This is a genomic window from Pseudomonas sp. TE3728 (assembly GCF_056279145.1).
The window spans coordinates 2,368,530-2,385,157 of record NZ_JBWBQT010000001.1 but is presented as its reverse complement, the minus strand read 5'-3'; the positions used below and the strand labels follow the sequence as shown (position 1 = coordinate 2,385,157).

Annotated in this window: 17 protein-coding genes; 14 read left to right on the top strand and 3 right to left on the bottom strand. The window is 59.7% G+C overall.

The features are described 5' to 3' along the window. The first annotated feature begins 315 nt into the window (after positions 1-315). From ACZ89R_RS10100 to ACZ89R_RS10085, 4 genes are all read left to right on the top strand, one after another. Positions 316-954, top strand: a complete 639-nt coding sequence (locus ACZ89R_RS10100; protein WP_008067794.1) for a TetR/AcrR family transcriptional regulator — start codon at positions 316-318, stop codon at positions 952-954. A 139-nt stretch (positions 955-1,093) separates the two neighbouring features. Further along, the gene (locus ACZ89R_RS10095) at positions 1,094-2,062 is read left to right on the top strand and encodes a GTP 3',8-cyclase MoaA (RefSeq protein ID WP_429545887.1); all 969 of its coding nucleotides are present in this window, start codon (positions 1,094-1,096) and stop codon (positions 2,060-2,062) included. 260 nt (positions 2,063-2,322) lie between these two features. Beyond that, positions 2,323-2,928, top strand: coding sequence for a DUF4823 domain-containing protein (locus ACZ89R_RS10090; protein ID WP_218397701.1), 606 nt, complete (start codon positions 2,323-2,325; stop codon positions 2,926-2,928). Between the two features lie 16 nt (positions 2,929-2,944). Continuing rightward, complete coding sequence (locus tag ACZ89R_RS10085) at positions 2,945-3,505, top strand: DUF1285 domain-containing protein (protein ID WP_008067797.1); 561 nt, start codon at positions 2,945-2,947, stop codon at positions 3,503-3,505. A 59-nt stretch (positions 3,506-3,564) separates the two neighbouring features. Here the strand turns inward: ACZ89R_RS10085 and ACZ89R_RS10080 are convergent, their stop codons facing one another. Then, positions 3,565-4,437 carry an esterase/lipase family protein gene (locus ACZ89R_RS10080; protein ID WP_218397697.1) on the bottom strand — a complete coding sequence of 291 codons (873 nt, stop codon included), beginning with the start codon at positions 4,435-4,437 and terminating at the stop codon, positions 3,565-3,567. A gap of 247 nt (positions 4,438-4,684) precedes the next feature. Between ACZ89R_RS10080 and ACZ89R_RS10075 the strand changes: the two genes are divergently transcribed. From ACZ89R_RS10075 to ACZ89R_RS10030, 10 genes are all read left to right on the top strand, one after another. After that, a complete protein-coding gene (locus ACZ89R_RS10075) occupies positions 4,685-5,401 on the top strand; it encodes a FadR/GntR family transcriptional regulator (protein ID WP_050683259.1) in 717 nt (238 codons plus the stop codon). A gap of 127 nt (positions 5,402-5,528) precedes the next feature. After that, positions 5,529-6,404 carry an SMP-30/gluconolactonase/LRE family protein gene (locus tag ACZ89R_RS10070; RefSeq protein ID WP_429545888.1) on the top strand — a complete coding sequence of 292 codons (876 nt, stop codon included), beginning with the start codon at positions 5,529-5,531 and terminating at the stop codon, positions 6,402-6,404. Between the two features lie 269 nt (positions 6,405-6,673). Beyond that, complete coding sequence (locus ACZ89R_RS10065; RefSeq protein WP_429545889.1) at positions 6,674-7,492, top strand: SDR family oxidoreductase; 819 nt, start codon at positions 6,674-6,676, stop codon at positions 7,490-7,492. 130 nt (positions 7,493-7,622) lie between these two features. After that, entirely contained in the window at positions 7,623-8,627 is a 1,005-nt protein-coding gene (locus ACZ89R_RS10060; protein WP_192344004.1) for a substrate-binding domain-containing protein, read from the top strand. A gap of 66 nt (positions 8,628-8,693) precedes the next feature. Next, the gene (araG, locus tag ACZ89R_RS10055; protein WP_429545890.1) at positions 8,694-10,238 is read left to right on the top strand and encodes an L-arabinose ABC transporter ATP-binding protein AraG; all 1,545 of its coding nucleotides are present in this window, start codon (positions 8,694-8,696) and stop codon (positions 10,236-10,238) included. Positions 10,239-10,247: 9 nt separating this feature from the next. Then, positions 10,248-11,216, top strand: a complete 969-nt coding sequence (gene araH / locus ACZ89R_RS10050) for an L-arabinose ABC transporter permease AraH (protein ID WP_429545891.1) — start codon at positions 10,248-10,250, stop codon at positions 11,214-11,216. A 254-nt stretch (positions 11,217-11,470) separates the two neighbouring features. Further along, positions 11,471-12,184: a GntR family transcriptional regulator gene (locus ACZ89R_RS10045; protein WP_429378492.1), complete on the top strand. Its 714-nt coding sequence runs from the start codon at positions 11,471-11,473 to the stop codon at positions 12,182-12,184. Then, positions 12,181-13,179 carry an ADP-ribosylglycohydrolase family protein gene (locus ACZ89R_RS10040; protein ID WP_429545892.1) on the top strand — a complete coding sequence of 333 codons (999 nt, stop codon included), beginning with the start codon at positions 12,181-12,183 and terminating at the stop codon, positions 13,177-13,179. The genes ACZ89R_RS10045 and ACZ89R_RS10040 overlap by 4 nt, the downstream gene beginning before the upstream one ends. Before the next feature lie 181 nt (positions 13,180-13,360). Next, a complete protein-coding gene (locus tag ACZ89R_RS10035; protein ID WP_429545893.1) occupies positions 13,361-14,827 on the top strand; it encodes a purine-cytosine permease family protein in 1,467 nt (488 codons plus the stop codon). Continuing rightward, positions 14,820-15,749, top strand: coding sequence for a PfkB family carbohydrate kinase (locus tag ACZ89R_RS10030; protein ID WP_429545894.1), 930 nt, complete (start codon positions 14,820-14,822; stop codon positions 15,747-15,749). The genes ACZ89R_RS10035 and ACZ89R_RS10030 overlap by 8 nt, the downstream gene beginning before the upstream one ends. A gap of 135 nt (positions 15,750-15,884) precedes the next feature. On the opposite strand, the gene ACZ89R_RS10025 is transcribed toward ACZ89R_RS10030, so the two are convergent. Together ACZ89R_RS10025 and ACZ89R_RS10020 are read right to left on the bottom strand one after the other, a co-directional pair. Continuing rightward, positions 15,885-16,265 (bottom strand): Rho termination factor N-terminal domain-containing protein, encoded by a 381-nt coding sequence (locus ACZ89R_RS10025; RefSeq protein ID WP_050683264.1) that lies wholly within the window; start codon positions 16,263-16,265, stop codon positions 15,885-15,887. Between the two features lie 77 nt (positions 16,266-16,342). After that, entirely contained in the window at positions 16,343-16,597 is a 255-nt protein-coding gene (locus tag ACZ89R_RS10020; RefSeq protein ID WP_007903936.1) for a hypothetical protein, read from the bottom strand. Positions 16,598-16,628 lie beyond the last annotated feature (31 nt).

Genomic DNA, 16,628 nt, shown 5'->3' with positions numbered 1-16,628 from the left:
GGGGGGGGAATCCGGGTTAAGACCATTAGGAGTAAAACAAAGGCACGCAATCCGTTGGTACCTTCATCGGCGCGACACTTGGGGGAGATGCCTCGCCGACAGTTGAAGTATTGATCAGTATTGCGCCGAGTCCAGTTTAGCTGGTCGGGTTTTTAAACAAATTTGGAATACGCGCGCTTCGGTTGAGTTCTCATCAACCCTCGAGGTGGCGCGAATTCATCAAGAAACACATATATGGTCGGATGATCCGTGCATTTTGGCGTAAGTTAGGCATAATACGCGGCTTCGAATTTTGACCCCTACAGACCTTTTCTTATGCATAAAGAACCTCGTAAGGTCCGTGAGTTTCGTCGCCGCGAGCAAGAAATTCTCGATACCGCGCTCAAGCTGTTCCTCGACCAAGGTGAAGACAGTGTCACCGTCGAGATGATTGCTGATGCCGTCGGTATCGGCAAAGGCACGATCTACAAGCACTTCAAATCCAAGGCGGAGATCTATCTGCGCCTGATGCTCGATTACGAGCGCGATTTGAACGAGCTGTTGCATTCGGCCGATGTCGATAAGGACAAGGAAGCCCTGTCCCGGGCCTATTTCGAATTCCGCATGCGCGACCCGCAACGCTATCGGTTGTTCGATCGCCTGGAAGAAAAGGTGGTCAAGGGCAACCAGGTGCCGGAGATGGTCGAGGAACTGCACAAGATCCGCGCCTCGAACTTCGAACGCCTGACCCTGCTGATCAAGGGCCGGATCAGCGAAGGCAAGCTCGAAGACGTGCCGCCTTACTTCCATTACTGCGCGGCCTGGGCTCTGGTACATGGCGCGGTGGCGCTGTATCACTCGCCGTTCTGGAGCAATGTTCTGGAAGATCAGGAAGGTTTCTTCCAGTTCCTGATGGACATCGGCGTGCGCATGGGCAACAAGCGCAAGCGCGATACCGACACGCCGAGCAACTGAACCCGTCAGTTGCCTTGTTGCGCCATGATTTAGCTACATGGCGCAGTACCGCAGGAATATACTCAGGCATAGGGCTTGCTAAAACTTGATTTGTGAGTCAAGTTTTGCGCGTTCGAATCTTCTTTCGCCGGAGTGATCCATGATCGTTGACCGTCAAGGCAGGCGTTTTCGCAATTTGCGGATCAGTCTGACCTCAGCCTGCAACTACGCTTGTACCTACTGCGTGCCCAACGGCAAGCGGCTGGTGGCTGCGCAGGATGAGTTGTCGGCGGAGGCCATGGCACGCGGCGTGGCCTACCTGATCGAGGCCGCGGGCATCGAGCGTTTGCGCATTACCGGTGGTGAACCACTGGTCAGCCCCAAACTCGAAGCCTTCATGACCGCCGTCGGTCAGATGGGCCTGGCGGACATCAGCCTGACCACCAATGGTCAGTTGCTGGCGAAGAAGCTGCCACTGCTGGTGGATGCCGGCATTCGGCGCATCAACGTTTCCCTCGATACCCTGGATGCCAGCGCTTTTCGCGGTATTGCGCGCGGCGGTGATCTGGCGACCGTTCTCGACGGTATGGACCAGGCCGCCGCGGCCGGCATGAAGATCAAGGTCAATATGGTGCCGCTGCGCGGGCAGAACCTTGATCAGGTGATGCCGCTGCTCGCTTACTGCCTGGAGCGCGGCTACGAGTTGCGCTTCATCGAGTTGATGCGCATGGGCCATCTGGCCAGCGACTCCAACGCCTTCCTGCAGCAGTTCGTCAGCCTTCAACAGTTGCTGAGCCTGATCGGCGAACGCTACGAGTACCTTCAGGCCGATGCGCCGGTCGATGCCACGGCGGTGCGTTACCAGATTCCGGGGCTGGGCCACTTCGGCGTGATTGCCAACGAAAGCGTTCCGTTTTGCCGCACCTGTTCGCGTCTACGCTTGTCGTCCACTGGTTGGCTGCATGGCTGCCTGTCGTCGAGCAATCGTCACTATGTCGGCGATTTGTTGGACAAGCCTCGTCACCAGGCGCTGCCGGCGTTGCAGCGACTGCTGGTCAAAGCCTTGGGCGACAAGCAGGAAGTGGCGTTCTCCGGTGGCGCTACCATCATGAAGATTATTGGCGGCTGATCGGGCCCTGTGGTGAAGGGGGCTTGCTGTGGCGAGGGAGCTTGCTCCCGCTGGGTCGCGAAGCGGCCCCCCAAAAAAAACCCGTTTCGTCAGAATTAGCGCATTCATCGCTCTACGACGGCTACGCCGCCGAACGGGAGCAAGCTCCCTCGCCACAGGTCTGTATTCTCAGTCTGGAAATGTTCAGGGTCTTAGCTGGCGCGGAAGCTGCATCCCATGGCCATTCGCCGGTTTTCCGTCACCGGCCTCTGGAGGGTAGGATGCGTAGCCTGGTTTTGCTGCTGGCCGTTTTGGCGCTTGGTGGCTGCATGAATGTCAGCGATATGGCCGAAGGGACTCGCTACCACATGAGCGACGCGGGCCTGCTGGACCACAGCGACAGCCGTCGTGTGAATAACTTCCGCATTCAGCCGGACTCGTTCATCTACATCGCCCAGGGTGCCTTCGTGCCGCCGGGCAATGCCTACCCGCGACCTAACGTGGTGGCTGAAGAGGCCTTCAACGGCTTTATCGAATATTTCCCGATGGTCCGCCGCGCCCACGCGCCGGAAGGCCTCGACGCTGCCATGGGCGAAGCCCGTGCCGCCGGCGCCCATTACCTGCTCTACACGCGTTTCGCCAAAGCCGACGACCGCATCGGCAACTCGGACGAATGGCTCGACCAGGAACACGTGGATCGCCTCGGAATCGACAACGGCGTGATTCAAATCATGTTGATCGAGACCAGCACCCAGTATTTGATTGATACTGCACGTATCAAGAGTCGTGGCGGTTTACTGACGTTCCACGACAACAAGCCAGAAGACCTGCTGGGCCCGCCGCTGGAGCAATACGCTCGTAGCCTGCTGGGGCTCAGCGACCAGTAATTCAAAGGAGAACGCCATGAGTGGCCCGCAAAAAGCCAACGATCTGTTGGGGCAAATCCCCAAAACCAAAGGCTTGCCGCCGGTCCACTTGTGGAACCCCGACTTCTGCGGCGACATCGACATGCGCATCGCCCGCGATGGCACCTGGTATTACCTGGGTACGCCGATCGGGCGCAAGCCGATGGTCAAGCTGTTCTCCACCATCATTCGCCGCGACGGTGATGATTATTTTCTGATTACCCCGGTCGAAAAAGTTGGCATCAAGGTCGACGATGCGCCGTTCGTGGCGATTGCCGTGGAGGTCGAAGGCGAGGGCGAAGCTCAGGTCTTGCGCTTTACCACCAACGTCGATGAAACGGCCGATGCCGGCGCCGAGCACCCTATGCGCGTGGTGATCGATCCGGTGACTCAGGAACCCGCGCCGTACGTGCATGTACGCACCAACCTTGAAGCGCTGATTCACCGCAATGTGTTCTACCAACTGGTGGAGCTGGCGGTGAGTCGTGAAATCGACGGGCAGCGTTGGCTGGGCGTGTGGAGCGGCGGCGAATTCTTCCCGATCGGGCTTGAGCCATAGTCGATTGAGCGTTGGCAACGAAACGGCCCGTTATTGCAACGGGCCGTTTTTTTTTTGGCTTACAAACCTTTGCTCTTGAGTCGCTCAGCATGTTCCAGGTAGAGCCTCACCGGGCTCACATTCCAACTGGTGATCCCGGCCATTTGGTTGACGGCGTCAAAGTGGTCCATCGGGTAATCCGAGCGAATCACTTTGCCCAGATGCGAGCTGTAGCGGCCGACCAGCCCATCATTGGCACGCTTCTCTTTATAAAATAACTTCGACAGCACGACAGTATTCAAATGACTCGGGTCGAGTGGTTGCAGGCTTTGGAAGTTCTGCACGATCCCGCTCCAGGAGTAGTAATACACGCCGTTTTCAATTTCGTTGCCTTCGCCGCCCCAAACCTTTGGCACCCCTTGCGGGTACTTGCGATTGAAGGCAGCCAATCCCGCGCTGGTCAGCGATTCGAATGCCGCTTCAGCATCAATCGGGTTTTCCGGATGGCCGCTGATCAACGAAATGAAGGTGCCGACCGCGCCAAACAGGGCCAGTACAAACGCTTCGGGCAACTCTCCGGGCGTCAGCGCCTTATGCAATTGGTCGGCAATCTCGGAGCCATGATTGGGGCAACTGACAGACGTGACCGACGCGACCTTTTCCGGGTGCAGCGCTGCTACGTAGCGTGCGGCCAGAGGGCCTTGGCTATGGCCGATCAGATTGACCTTGGCAGCTCCGGTTTCCAGCAAAATGCGGTTGACATGCTCGAGCAGTTTTTCACCGCGTTCCTCATTGCCGTTGACGGCTGGAATATTGACCGCAAACACCTGAGCACCGGCGCGTTCCAGGGCTTCCTCGATTTCGAAGAAGTAGGGGTAACCGGCGATTTTATCGAAGCCGAAAAGGCCGTGAACCAACACAATGGGGTATTTCGTAGACGCATCCATGTCCATGTTCATACCTATCGATAGCGGATTTGAAGGAGAACAGACCGCTGACTGCCCGATCTGCTGCGGCTAACCGTAGTTTACAAAGTGGATGGGATCAAAGCGCTTCGAGCAGGATTCGGACGAACAGCCGTGTCCGTATGGCGAGGCATCTGAAAATCCAATTGACACCCAATCATATGATGATTAGCGTGGACACCCATCGCGAACGGCTTTGTGTCGTTTCTTTTTATCACCGGTCGACGAGGTGCCCATGTCCAGCAGTTTTCATGCGTCGACGGTCGATTGGCTGGGGTGCTGGATTGCTGCCGGCCAGGTAAAGCCCGGCGAAACCATCAAGGTCGAAGCCGACCTGGGCGAGCAGCTCGGTGTCAGTCGTACGGTTATCCGCGAAGCCATCAAAACCCTGGTGGCCAAAGGCATGCTCGAAGTCGGGCCAAAGGTCGGCACACGCGTATTGCCGGTGCGGCGCTGGAACCTCTTCGATCCGCAAGTCGTCGGCTGGCTGTCGCGCAGCGGCTTACCGGAAAACTTCGTCGACGATTTGCTCGACCTGCGCCGCACCATCGAACCCATGGCGGTGCGCTGGGCCTGCGAGCGGGCGACGGTGGAACAAGTGCAAGCCGTACTCCAGGCCTATAACGCGCTGGAACGGGCGGTGGACAGCGGCATCGATTACAACCGCGCCGACCAGTTCTTCCACGAGTGCATCCTCGCCGCCAGCCACAATCAATTCATCGAACAAATGGTCCCGGCCCTCGGCGCGTTGCTGGCCGTGTCTTTCGAAGTGTCTGCCGCTGACCCGGACGAACTGCGCCGAACCTTGCCAATCCACAAAGACATGGCCGACGCCATCGCCGCCCGGGATGCCGCGCGGGGTGTGTGGGCCTGCATGACCCTGATCGATAACGCAGACTTGGCGATCAAACGCTTCTACCCGCAAGTCATGGCTGACAAGAAGGCCAGCTAACAATAAGAACCCTTGTGGGAGCGGGCTTGCTCGCGAAGGCGATGTCTCAGGCGACAGAGATGGTGAATGTCACGGCCTCTTCGCGAGCAAGCCCGCTCCCACATAAAAGCATTAAAAAGGAGGTTTCATGACGTGGACTGCGGTTACCGGACACCGTGCGCAACTCGGCGAAGGCCCGTTTTGGGATGCACCGACCCAGGCGCTGTATTGGGTAGATATCGCCGGTAAACAAGCGCTCCGGCTGATCGGCGCCAACGTGGAAATCTGGCAGATGCCGGAACACGTGTCCGCGTTCATCCCCTGCGAAAGCGGCGATGCCCTGGTGACATTGAGCAGTGGGGTTTATCGGCTGGATCTGGATTCTCCAGGCCTGGAACCTCGGCTGAGCTTGTTCTGCGTCGCCGATCCGCAACCCGGCAATCGCCCCAACGAAGCCCGCTGCGATGCCCAGGGCCGGCTCTGGCTGGGCACCATGCAAAACAACATCGGTGAGCAGGGCGAAGATTTGCCCGTCGTGCGCCGCTCCGGTGGCCTGTTTCGCATCGACCGCGATGCTCGGGTCACGCCGCTGCTTCGAGGATTAGGCATTCCCAACACGTTGTTGTGGAGCGACGACGGCACCACCCTGTATTTCGCCGACAGCCTCGACAGCACGCTTTACCGGCATTTCATCCATACCGACGGCAACCTGGACACTGCCTATGTCTGGTTTGGCCCCCACAAACGTGGCGGCCCCGACGGCTCGGCGATGGATGCCGAGGGCTATATCTGGAATGCCCGTTGGGATGGCAGTTGTCTGCTAAGGCTGAACCCGGACGGTTATGTGGATCGGGTGATCGAACTGCCGGTCAGCCGTCCCACCAGTTGCGTGTTCGGTGGCGAAGACTTCAAAACCCTGTACATCACCAGCGCCGCAAGCCCGCTCAATCATCCGTTGGACGGCGCGCTATTATCGATTCGAGTGGATGTGCCCGGAAAACCCTGTCAGCGATTTGCTGGGTAAATCCCAAAGTATGGGATGTAAAATTATATATTGAGATTATTTGGTGGTCGGGTTTATAGTCGGCCCCATCAGTTACACGCACTCACACTTAAAAAAACAAAACAGGTGAAGTGATGCAGCGATATTCCACCGCACTCCCGTACGGAGTCAGTGCTTCAGGCCGCCTCGGCGCCCGGGCGTTTTCGCGCCTGCCTGGTCCCAACAGCTTTCTGACCGGACATCGACAGATGTCCGGTTTTCGTCGTGCCTTCAAACAGGAGTGTTGATCCATGGCTGAACCTCTTTCCTTGCCTCCGGTGCCCGAACCGCCCAAGGGTGAGCGCCTGAAAAACAAGGTGGTGCTGTTGACCGGTGCCGCTCAGGGTATTGGCGAAGCGATTGTCGCGACCTTCGCCTCTCAGCAGGCCAGGCTGATCATCAGCGATATCCAGGGCGAGAAAGTCGAAAAAGTCGCGGCGCACTGGCGTGAACAAGGCGCGGATGTCGTGGCAATCAAGGCCGACGTGTCGCGCCAGCAAGACCTGCACGCCATGGCCAGATTGGCCATTGAGCTTCACGGCCGGATCGATGTGCTGGTCAACTGCGCCGGGGTCAACGTGTTCCGCGATCCGCTGGAAATGACCGAGGAAGATTGGCGTCGCTGCTTCGCCATCGATCTGGACGGCGCCTGGTATGGCTGCAAAGCCGTGCTGCCGCAGATGATCGAGCAGGGCATCGGCAGCATCATCAATATTGCCTCCACCCATTCCACTCACATCATTCCCGGCTGCTTCCCGTACCCGGTGGCCAAGCATGGCTTGCTGGGACTGACCCGCTCCTTGGGCATCGAGTACGCACCGAAGGGCATTCGGGTCAACGCCATCGCCCCGGGCTACATCGAGACCCAACTGAACGTCGATTACTGGAACGGTTTTGCCGACCCCCATGCCGAACGTCAGCGGGCCTTCGACCTGCATCCGCCACGGCGTATCGGCCAGCCGATTGAAGTGGCGATGACCGCTGTGTTCCTGGCCAGTGATGAAGCGCCATTCATTAACGCTTCATGCATCACCATCGATGGTGGGCGTTCGGTCATGTACCACGACTGAATGCCCCGGGTTTCAAACGCGAAACTACGTCTGAAATCCAATCATCATACGATATGACTATTGGCTGCGTGCTTCGACCGCTGTATTGGCTTTCAAATAACGCTCAAAAAAAATAACAAGGAGTCAGCTTATGAAACGTCGTCGTGGGATCCGTTCCCTGTGCTGTGCCGCTTTGGCGGTCACCGCGGTCAGCCTGAGCAGTACGTTGCTGGCGGCCGAGGAAGTGAAGATCGGTTTTCTGGTCAAACAAGCGGAAGAGCCCTGGTTCCAGACCGAATGGGCCTTCGCCGAAAAGGCCGGCAAGGACAAGGGCTTCACCGTCATCAAAATCGCCGTGCCTGACGGCGAGAAAACCCTCTCGGCCATCGACAGTCTGGCGGCCAACGGCGCCAAGGGCTTCGTGATCTGCCCGCCGGACGTGTCCCTGGGCCCGGCGATCATGGCCAAGGCCAAACTCAACGGTTTGAAAGTGATCGCCGTCGATGACCGTTTCGTCGATGCCGGCGGCAAGTTCATGGAGAACGTGCCGTACCTCGGCATGGCTGCATTCGAAGTCGGCCAGAAGCAGGGCGCCGCCATGGCCGCCGAAGCGAAAAAACGCGGCTGGGACTGGAAAGACACCTACGCGGTGATCAACACCTACAACGAACTCGACACCGGTAAGAAACGCACTGACGGCTCCGTCAAAGCGCTGGAAGACGCCGGTATGCCGAAAGACCACATCCTCTTTTCTGCGCTGAAAACCCTCGACGTACCGGGCAGCATGGACGCCACCAACTCAGCCTTGGTGAAGCTTCCGGGGGCGGCGAAAAACCTGATCATCGGCGGCATGAACGACAACACCGTGCTGGGCGGCGTGCGCGCCACCGAGAGCGCCGGTTTTGCCGCGGCCAACGTGATCGGCATCGGCATCAACGGCACCGATGCCATTGGTGAACTGAAGAAACCCAACAGCGGATTCTTCGGCTCGATGCTGCCGAGCCCGCACATCGAGGGCTACAACACCGCGAGCATGATGTACGAGTGGGTCACCACCGGCAAAGAACCACCCAAATACACCGCGATGGACGACGTTACGCTGATCACGCGCGACAACTTCAAGCAGGAACTGGAAAAAATCGGCCTGTGGAACTGAGGCGCGGTTGATTTCATCGGCGGCCCTGGCGACGGGGCTGCCTGACCGGTGTGATGAGGTGGGTTTATGCACGCGCACGTACAAACAAATGAACAGAGTATTGGCGGCAGCTTGCGCTTCAACGGGATCGGCAAAACCTTTCCCGGGGTGAAGGCGCTGGACGGCATCAGTTTCGTCGCCCATCCGGGGCAGGTTCACGCCTTGATGGGCGAGAACGGCGCAGGTAAATCCACGCTGCTGAAAATCCTTGGCGGTGCTTACACGCCGAGCAGCGGCGATCTGCAGATCGGCGAGCGGACGAGGGTCTTCAAGTCCACCGCCGACAGTATTGGCAGCGGGGTTGCGGTGATCCATCAGGAGCTGCATCTGGTGCCGGAAATGACTGTCGCCGAGAACCTGTTTCTCGGGCATCTGCCGGCGAGTTTCGGTCTGATCAATCGCGGCGTTTTGCGGCAACAAGCATTGGCCTGCCTCAAAGGCCTGGCCGATGAAATCGATCCGCAAGAGAAAGTCGGGCGCTTGTCCCTCGGTCAGCGGCAACTGGTGGAAATCGCCAAGGCGTTGTCCCGTGGCGCGCATGTGATTGCATTCGACGAGCCCACCAGCAGCCTGTCAGCACGGGAAATCGATCGTTTGATGGCGATCATCGGGCGCTTGCGCGACGAAGGCAAAGTGGTGCTTTACGTCTCCCATCGGATGGAAGAGGTGTTCCGCATCTGCAACGCGGTGACGGTGTTCAAGGACGGCCGCTTCGTGCGCACTTTCGAGGACATGAGTGCGCTGACCCATGATCAGTTAGTGACGTGCATGGTCGGTCGCGACATTCAGGATATCTACGATTACCGCAGCCGCCCGCGTGGCGCGGTGGCGCTCAAGGTCGACAGGTTACTGGGGCCGGGCTTGCGTGAGCCGGTGAGTTTCGAGGTGCACAAGGGTGAAGTCCTCGGGCTGTTCGGCCTGGTCGGGGCCGGGCGCACCGAGCTGTTCCGGATGCTCAGCGGGCTCACGCGCAACACCGCCGGGCGCCTGGAATTACGCGGTCATGAACTGAAACTGCGTTCGCCGCGCGATGCCATCGCCGCGGGGATTTTGCTGTGCCCCGAGGACCGCAAGAAGGAGGGTATCCTGCCGCTCGCCAGCGTCGCCGAGAACATCAATATCAGCGCTCGCGGCGCCCATTCCACCTTCGGCTGCCTGTTGCGCGGCTTGTGGGAAAAGGACAATGCCGACAAGCAGATCAAGGCGCTGAAGGTGAAGACGCCCAACGCGGCGCAGAAAATCATGTACCTGTCCGGCGGCAATCAGCAGAAGGCGATTCTCGGTCGCTGGCTGTCGATGCCAATGAAAGTCCTGCTGCTCGACGAGCCCACCCGGGGCATCGATATCGGTGCCAAAGCCGAGATCTACCAGATCATCCATAACCTGGCGGCCAGCGGCATCGCGGTGATTGTGGTGTCCAGCGATCTGATGGAAGTCATGGGTATTTCCGACCGCATCCTGGTGCTCTGCGAAGGCGCGATGCGCGGCGAACTGACCCGCGAACAAGCCAATGAATCCAACCTGCTGCAACTGGCGTTGCCACGCCAACGCGCTGCCGACGTGGCGAACTGAGAGGTGACTATGACCATCCAAAACAACGCTCTGCCAACCCCGCGAAAACCGCTGGACCTGCGTCGCTTTCTCGATGATTGGGTGATGCTGCTGGCGGCCGTCGGGATCTTTGTGCTTTGCACCTTGCTGATCGACAACTTCCTGTCGCCACTGAACATGCGTGGCTTGGGCCTGGCGATTTCCACTACCGGGATTGCCGCATGCACCATGTTGTATTGCTTGGCGTCCGGGCATTTCGACTTGTCGGTGGGCTCGGTGATTGCCTGTGCCGGCGTAGTCGCGGCAGTGGTGATGCGCGACACCGACAGCGTGTTCCTCGGCGTGAGTGCAGCACTGGTGATGGGGCTGATCGTCGGGCTGATTAACGGGATTGTGATCGCCAAGCTGCGGGTCAATGCGTTGATCACCACGCTGGCGACGATGCAGATCGTGCGTGGCCTGGCTTACATTTTTGCCAACGGCAAAGCGGTGGGCGTTTCACAGGAACAGTTCTTCGTGTTCGGTAATGGTCAGTTGTTCGGCGTGCCGGTGCCGATTCTGATCACCATCGTCTGCTTCCTGTTTTTCGGCTGGTTGCTGAACTACACCACCTACGGGCGCAACACCATGGCCATCGGCGGCAACCAGGAAGCGGCGTTGCTGGCCGGGGTGAACATTGACCGGACCAAGATCATCATCTTCGCCGTACACGGTGTGATCGGTGCGTTGGCCGGGGTGATCCTGGCGTCGCGCATGACGTCCGGTCAGCCGATGATTGGCCAGGGTTTCGAGTTGACGGTGATCTCGGCTTGCGTGCTCGGCGGGGTGTCGCTGAGTGGCGGGATCGGGATGATTCGGCATGTGATTGCCGGGGTCTTGATTTTGGCGATCATCGAGAATGCGATGAACCTGAAGAATATCGATACGTTTTATCAGTACGTGATTCGTGGTTCGATCTTGTTGCTGGCGGTGGTGATTGACCGGTTGAAACAGCGCTGATTTTCCTTGTGGGGGCGGGCTGTCTGACACATTGATAGTGAATGTGCCGACGCCATCGCGAGCAGGCTCGCTCCCACAGTTGATTGGTGTCGCGCACAAGATTTATCTACACGACAGATCCCCTGTGGGAGCGAGCCTGCTCGCGATTGACCGCACAGCGGTCGGTTTTGAACCTGCATTCTTCACCCACTTTCACAAAATATCCCTTGCTCGCCCCAGCCCGTTTCGGCTATGACGGTACACCCGAGGTGTACATGATTAGACCGCTACGAATTGACAAGAAACAACAGGTGGTCGACGAGCTCGTCCGGCGCATCGAAAACGGCCTCATGGAGGACGGCGTTCTATTGCCGGGCGAACATCAGTTGGCTCAAGAATTCAAGGTCAGCCGCGGCACGCTGCGTGAAGCCCTGGCCGAACTGAAACGGCGCCACTACATCGCTACGCAAGGCGCAGTGGGGTCCATCGTCACGTTCGACGGTGTGGTGCTCGATCAGCGCAACGGCTGGGCCCAGGCGCTGGCCGACAACGGGGCGCTGATCAATACCGAAGTGCTGCGGCTGGAGGCGGTTACTCGTCCGGACCTGTTGGCGCGTTTCGGTACTGATCAATTCATCACCCTCGACCGGCGGCGGCGCGGCACCGATGGCACGCTGGTGTCCCTTGAGCGCTCATTGATGCCCGCCACCGGAGGCCTGGAAGGCCTGCCGCGAGTCGGTCTGATCGATGACTCCCTGACCATCACGTTGGCCGCCTACGGCTATATCGGCGACCACGGTGATCAGTGGGTCGGCGCCGAACCCTTGAATGCCGAAGACGCCGAATTGCTCGGGCGCCCGGAGGGCACGGTGTTCCTCAAGGCCCTGCGCACCACTTACGACCGTCAGAACCGCTTTATGGAACAGGTCGAAAGCCTGCTCGATCCGGTGCATTTTCGTCTGCACCTGCAAATTGGAACTTCAAAATGACCGCGCTCGACCGTGCCCTCGGCGCGTTCTACGGACTGGCCCTGGGCGATGCGTTGGGCATGCCGACACAATCCCTGAGCCGCGCCGAGATCAAGGCGCGCTTCGGCGAGATCACCGATCTGCAAGACGCTGGCCCGGATCAACCGATTGCCGCCAACATGCCCAAAGGTTCGATCACTGACGATACCGAGCAGGCGATTCTGCTCGGCCAATTGTTGATTGAAGGCGAGGGCTGGATCGAACCGGCGGTGCTGGCCCAACGCTTGATCAAATGGGAAGCAGGGATGCAAGCCAAGGGCTCGCAGGATTTGCTCGGCCCCTCGACCAAACGCGCGATCGAGATGATCCTCGCCGGCCACTCGCTGGAAGAGGCCGGCCGCCACGGCACCACCAATGGCGCGGCCATGCGTATCACGCCGGTGGGTATTGCGGCCGATGTTGCCGATCCCGAGCGTTTCATCCGCGCCGTGGTGCAGGCCTGTCAGGTGACCCACAACACCACGCTGGGAATTGCCAGTGCGGCGGCGGTGGCGGCGGTGGTTTCTGCCGGGATCAACGGCATGGACCTGGGCGAAGCATTGAACCTTGGCCAGCAGATTGCTCAGAAAGCCGAAAGCCATGGCCACTGGGTCGCTGGCGGACGTATCGCCGCGCGCATCGGTTGGGCGTGGAGCATCAGCGTCGACAGCGACAAGGCGTTGCTGGCGGATTTGCTGTACGACGTGATCGGCACGTCGGTGGCCTCGCAGGAATCTGTGGTGGTGTCGTTTGCGCTGGCTCGGCAAGTGGCTATCGGGCAGATGACGGCCTTCGAAGCGTTGTGCATGGCTGCCAGTTTGGGCGGAGATACCGATACCATCGCGGCGATTCTCGGCGCCATGCTTGGAGCCTGCCTGGGGCTTGAGAGTTGGCCTGTGGCGATGATCGAGCAGGTTAAAGCGGTAAATGATTTGCAGCTGGAACCGTTGGTAAGAGGACTCCTCACGTTGCGCTGAGGAACACAAACCCCCCGTAGGAGCTGCCGAAGGCTGCGATCTTTTGATCTTGATCTTTGGCAACTGGACGGCCGCCAAAAATCAAAAGATCGCAGCCTGCGGCAGCTCCTACACTGGATGCTGCAGGCCGACCTGAATCTGTCTGCCCATAACCACAACAATGGCAACAGGAGCAGTTTTCATGAGTTCATCGAACACCGGACAAAGTGCCGGGCAACTGGAAACCCGTGGCATCGAACCGGTGCCGGAAGGGGAGTGCAACGGTCACCCACTGCAACTGTTCTGGGTCTGGTTTGCCGCCAACATTTCCATCCTCGGCTTACCGTTGGGCGCCACGCTGGTGGCCTTCCGCGGCCTGGCGATCTGGCAGGCGATCATCGTCGCCATCCTCGGTGCCGCCGGCTCTTTCGCGGTGGTCGGGATCATCTCCATTGCCGGTCGCCGTGGTCGCGCACCGAGCCTGACGCTGTCGCGAGCAATCTTCGGGGTGCGCGGTAATATCGGCCCGACGCTGGTCTCGCTGATGTCGCGACTGGGTTGGGAAACCGTCAACACCACCACCGCCGCATTCGTCTTGTTGTCGCTGTGCTCGATTCTGTTCGGCTCGCCGGTGGAAGCCAAAAGCGCGCCGCTGCTGACCCTGGTGTTTATCGCGATTTTTGTCCTGCTGACGTTGTCGGTGTCTGGCCTCGGTCACGCCACGTTGCTGGTGATCCAGAGGTGGGCGACCTATGTGTTCGGTGGGTTGAACATCCTGGTCGGCGGTTTCCTTTGCGCGACCATCGACTGGAACGCCGTATTCAACGCCACGCCAGCGCCCCTGAGCGCAATGATCATCGGCATCGGCACCATGGCCGCCGGCACCGGGATCGGTTGGGCCAACGCCGGTGCCGACATGTCGCGCTACCAGCACCGCAGCGTCAAAGCCGTGCGTCTGGTGGCGTCGGCGGCGTTCGGTGCGGGGATTCCGCTGGTTCTGCTGATCACCCTCGGCGGTCTGCTGTCAGTGGGCAACAATGATCTGGCCTCGGCCACTGACCCGATCGTCGCGATCCGCGACATGCTGCCGACCTGGATGGCCGTGCCGTACCTGATCACCGCATTCGGCGGGCTGCTGCTGTCGAACAACCTGTCGGTGTACTCCGCCGGTTTGACCACGCTGACCCTCGGCCTGAAGGTCAAGCGCGTGTATGCGGTGGTGCTCGATATCATTGCGATCTTCGCCGGTTCGATCTACTTCATGCTGATCGCCGAGAGCTTCTACGGCCCGTTCATCACCTTCATTTCCTTGCTGGCGGTGCCAATTACGGCATGGGTCGGGATCTTTGTGGTCGACCTGATTCACCGGCATTACTACAGCCCCCAAGACCTGCTGGACGTTGGCCCGAGCAGCGCCTACTGGTATCGCGGCGGCGTCGAGTGGCGTGCCTTCGGTGCGTGGGCGCTGGCGATTGTGTTGGGTTTCAGTTTCACCACCATTGGCACCACTGAACACGATGTCTGGTTCCGGGGCTTTTTGTCCGACTCCTGGCTGGGCCACAACGGCCTGGGCTGGATCGTCACGTTCGTGGTGGCCGGTGGCATTTACGGGGTACTCGGCGGTGCCAAGGATCGCCGCACTGCGTTGATCGAGCCTGCTCATGCCTAATCTGCTACACACCGGCCAGGTCATGATCGACCTGGTCATGGCCGTGGATAAATTGCCTCATTCAGGCGGCGACGTGCTGGCGCAATCCGCCCGTTTCGAGGCTGGCGGTGGCTTCAATGTGATGGCTGCGGCCCGGCGAAACGGCTTGCCGGTGGTCTACCTCGGTGGCCATGGCAAGGGCCGTTTCGGCGACATGGCCCGAGAGGCGATGACGGCTGAAGGCATACGGATTGGCATCGATCAGAGCACTGAGCGCGACACCGGGCTGTGCGTCGCGCTGACCGAAGCCTCGGCCGAACGCACCTTCATTTCCTGCATCGGTGCCGAAGTCGAATTGACCGCCGAAGACCTGGCGAGCGTGCCGGTCGAGGCGGGCGATTTTGTCTATGTCAGCGGCTATAGCCTGCTGCATGGCGGCAAGGCTCAGGCGCTGGTGAATTGGGTGCTGGATTTGCCGGACGGGATCAAGGTGGTGTTCGATCCGGGGCCGTTGGTGGGTTCGCCGGACGCGCCGCTGATGAAGGCCTTGTTGCCGCGCATCGATCTGTGGACCAGCAACCGTGTCGAGGCGCTGCGGTTTACCGGGGCGTCAGACATTGCCGAGGCGTTGAATGGGCTGGCGGATCATTTGCCGGCGGACGCCTTGATGGTGGTACGCGATGGGCCGCAGGGGTGCTGGATCAGCCAGCGTGGCGATCACCAGCATGTGCCGGGATTCAAGGTCGTGGCGGTGGACAGCAATGGCGCCGGGGATGCTCACGCGGGCGTTTTTGTCGCCGGGTTGGCGCACGGATTATCGGCGGTCGAAGCGGCGCGGCGGGCGAATGCGGCTGCGGCGTTGGCGGTCACTCGCTGGGGGCCGGCGACTTCGCCGGGGGCGGCTGAGGTGGATGCGTTGATCCGGGAGACCTATGGCGCCTGATTGACCGCTATCGCGAGCAGGCTCGCTCCCACAGTTGATTCGTGTGAGCCGCAATATTGGCAGCTGGCATAAATCCAATGTGGGAGCGAGCCTGCTCGCGATGAGGCCCTCAAACGCACCCTCAAATCCGGACCCTTACCCGGCCTTGCGCAACGCCTCGATCAACTCCTGCTTGCGCATGCTCGAGCGCCCCGGAATCTTCTTCGCCCGGGCTTCTTTCATCAGGCTGTCCACTGTTTGCGTATCGCGCGAAGCCTTGCTGTTGCGCGGCTTGCCTTCACGGGTGGCCACCGCACGTCGGGCTGACTCCTTGCGATCTGCAGACTTGGCGCTGGCCGGCTTCTTGCGCCCGGAGCCGCCGGCGCGTTCACCGCCGCCCGACTGCTTGTTCACCGTGGCCCAGGCGCGAGCTTCGGCTTCATCTTTCGACACGCCTTTGTGCTCATAGCTTTCTTCGATGTGTTCGGCCTTGCGTTTTTGCTCGGCGGTGTATTTGTCTTTGCTTCCACGAGGCATGGGATTTCTCCTGGTTGTAGGCGCTGGCGAAGTCTGCGATCTTTGTTTTTCAAACATTCAAAGCAGCGCCAACTCGGTTAGACATCCAGCTTGCGCGCCGCTTCAACCCCAGCGGCGCTAAGTTTGATCGGCAGGTTCAGCGAGTGCTCGCCGGCTTCGTTGCAGATCACATGACCGTGCTGGATCAGCCCGCGATCCTGCAGAGTGGCGAGGGTGCTGGCCACGACTTTCTCCCCCCGGTAATTGTCCAGAACCTCCTTGCCCAAGCCATTTGGGTGGGCGTGCAACAGGCGGGTCAGGACTTCTTTTTCCAGGTTTTTATCGACGTTCATGGTTACCTCTTCGTTAGGACGGATAGGTATT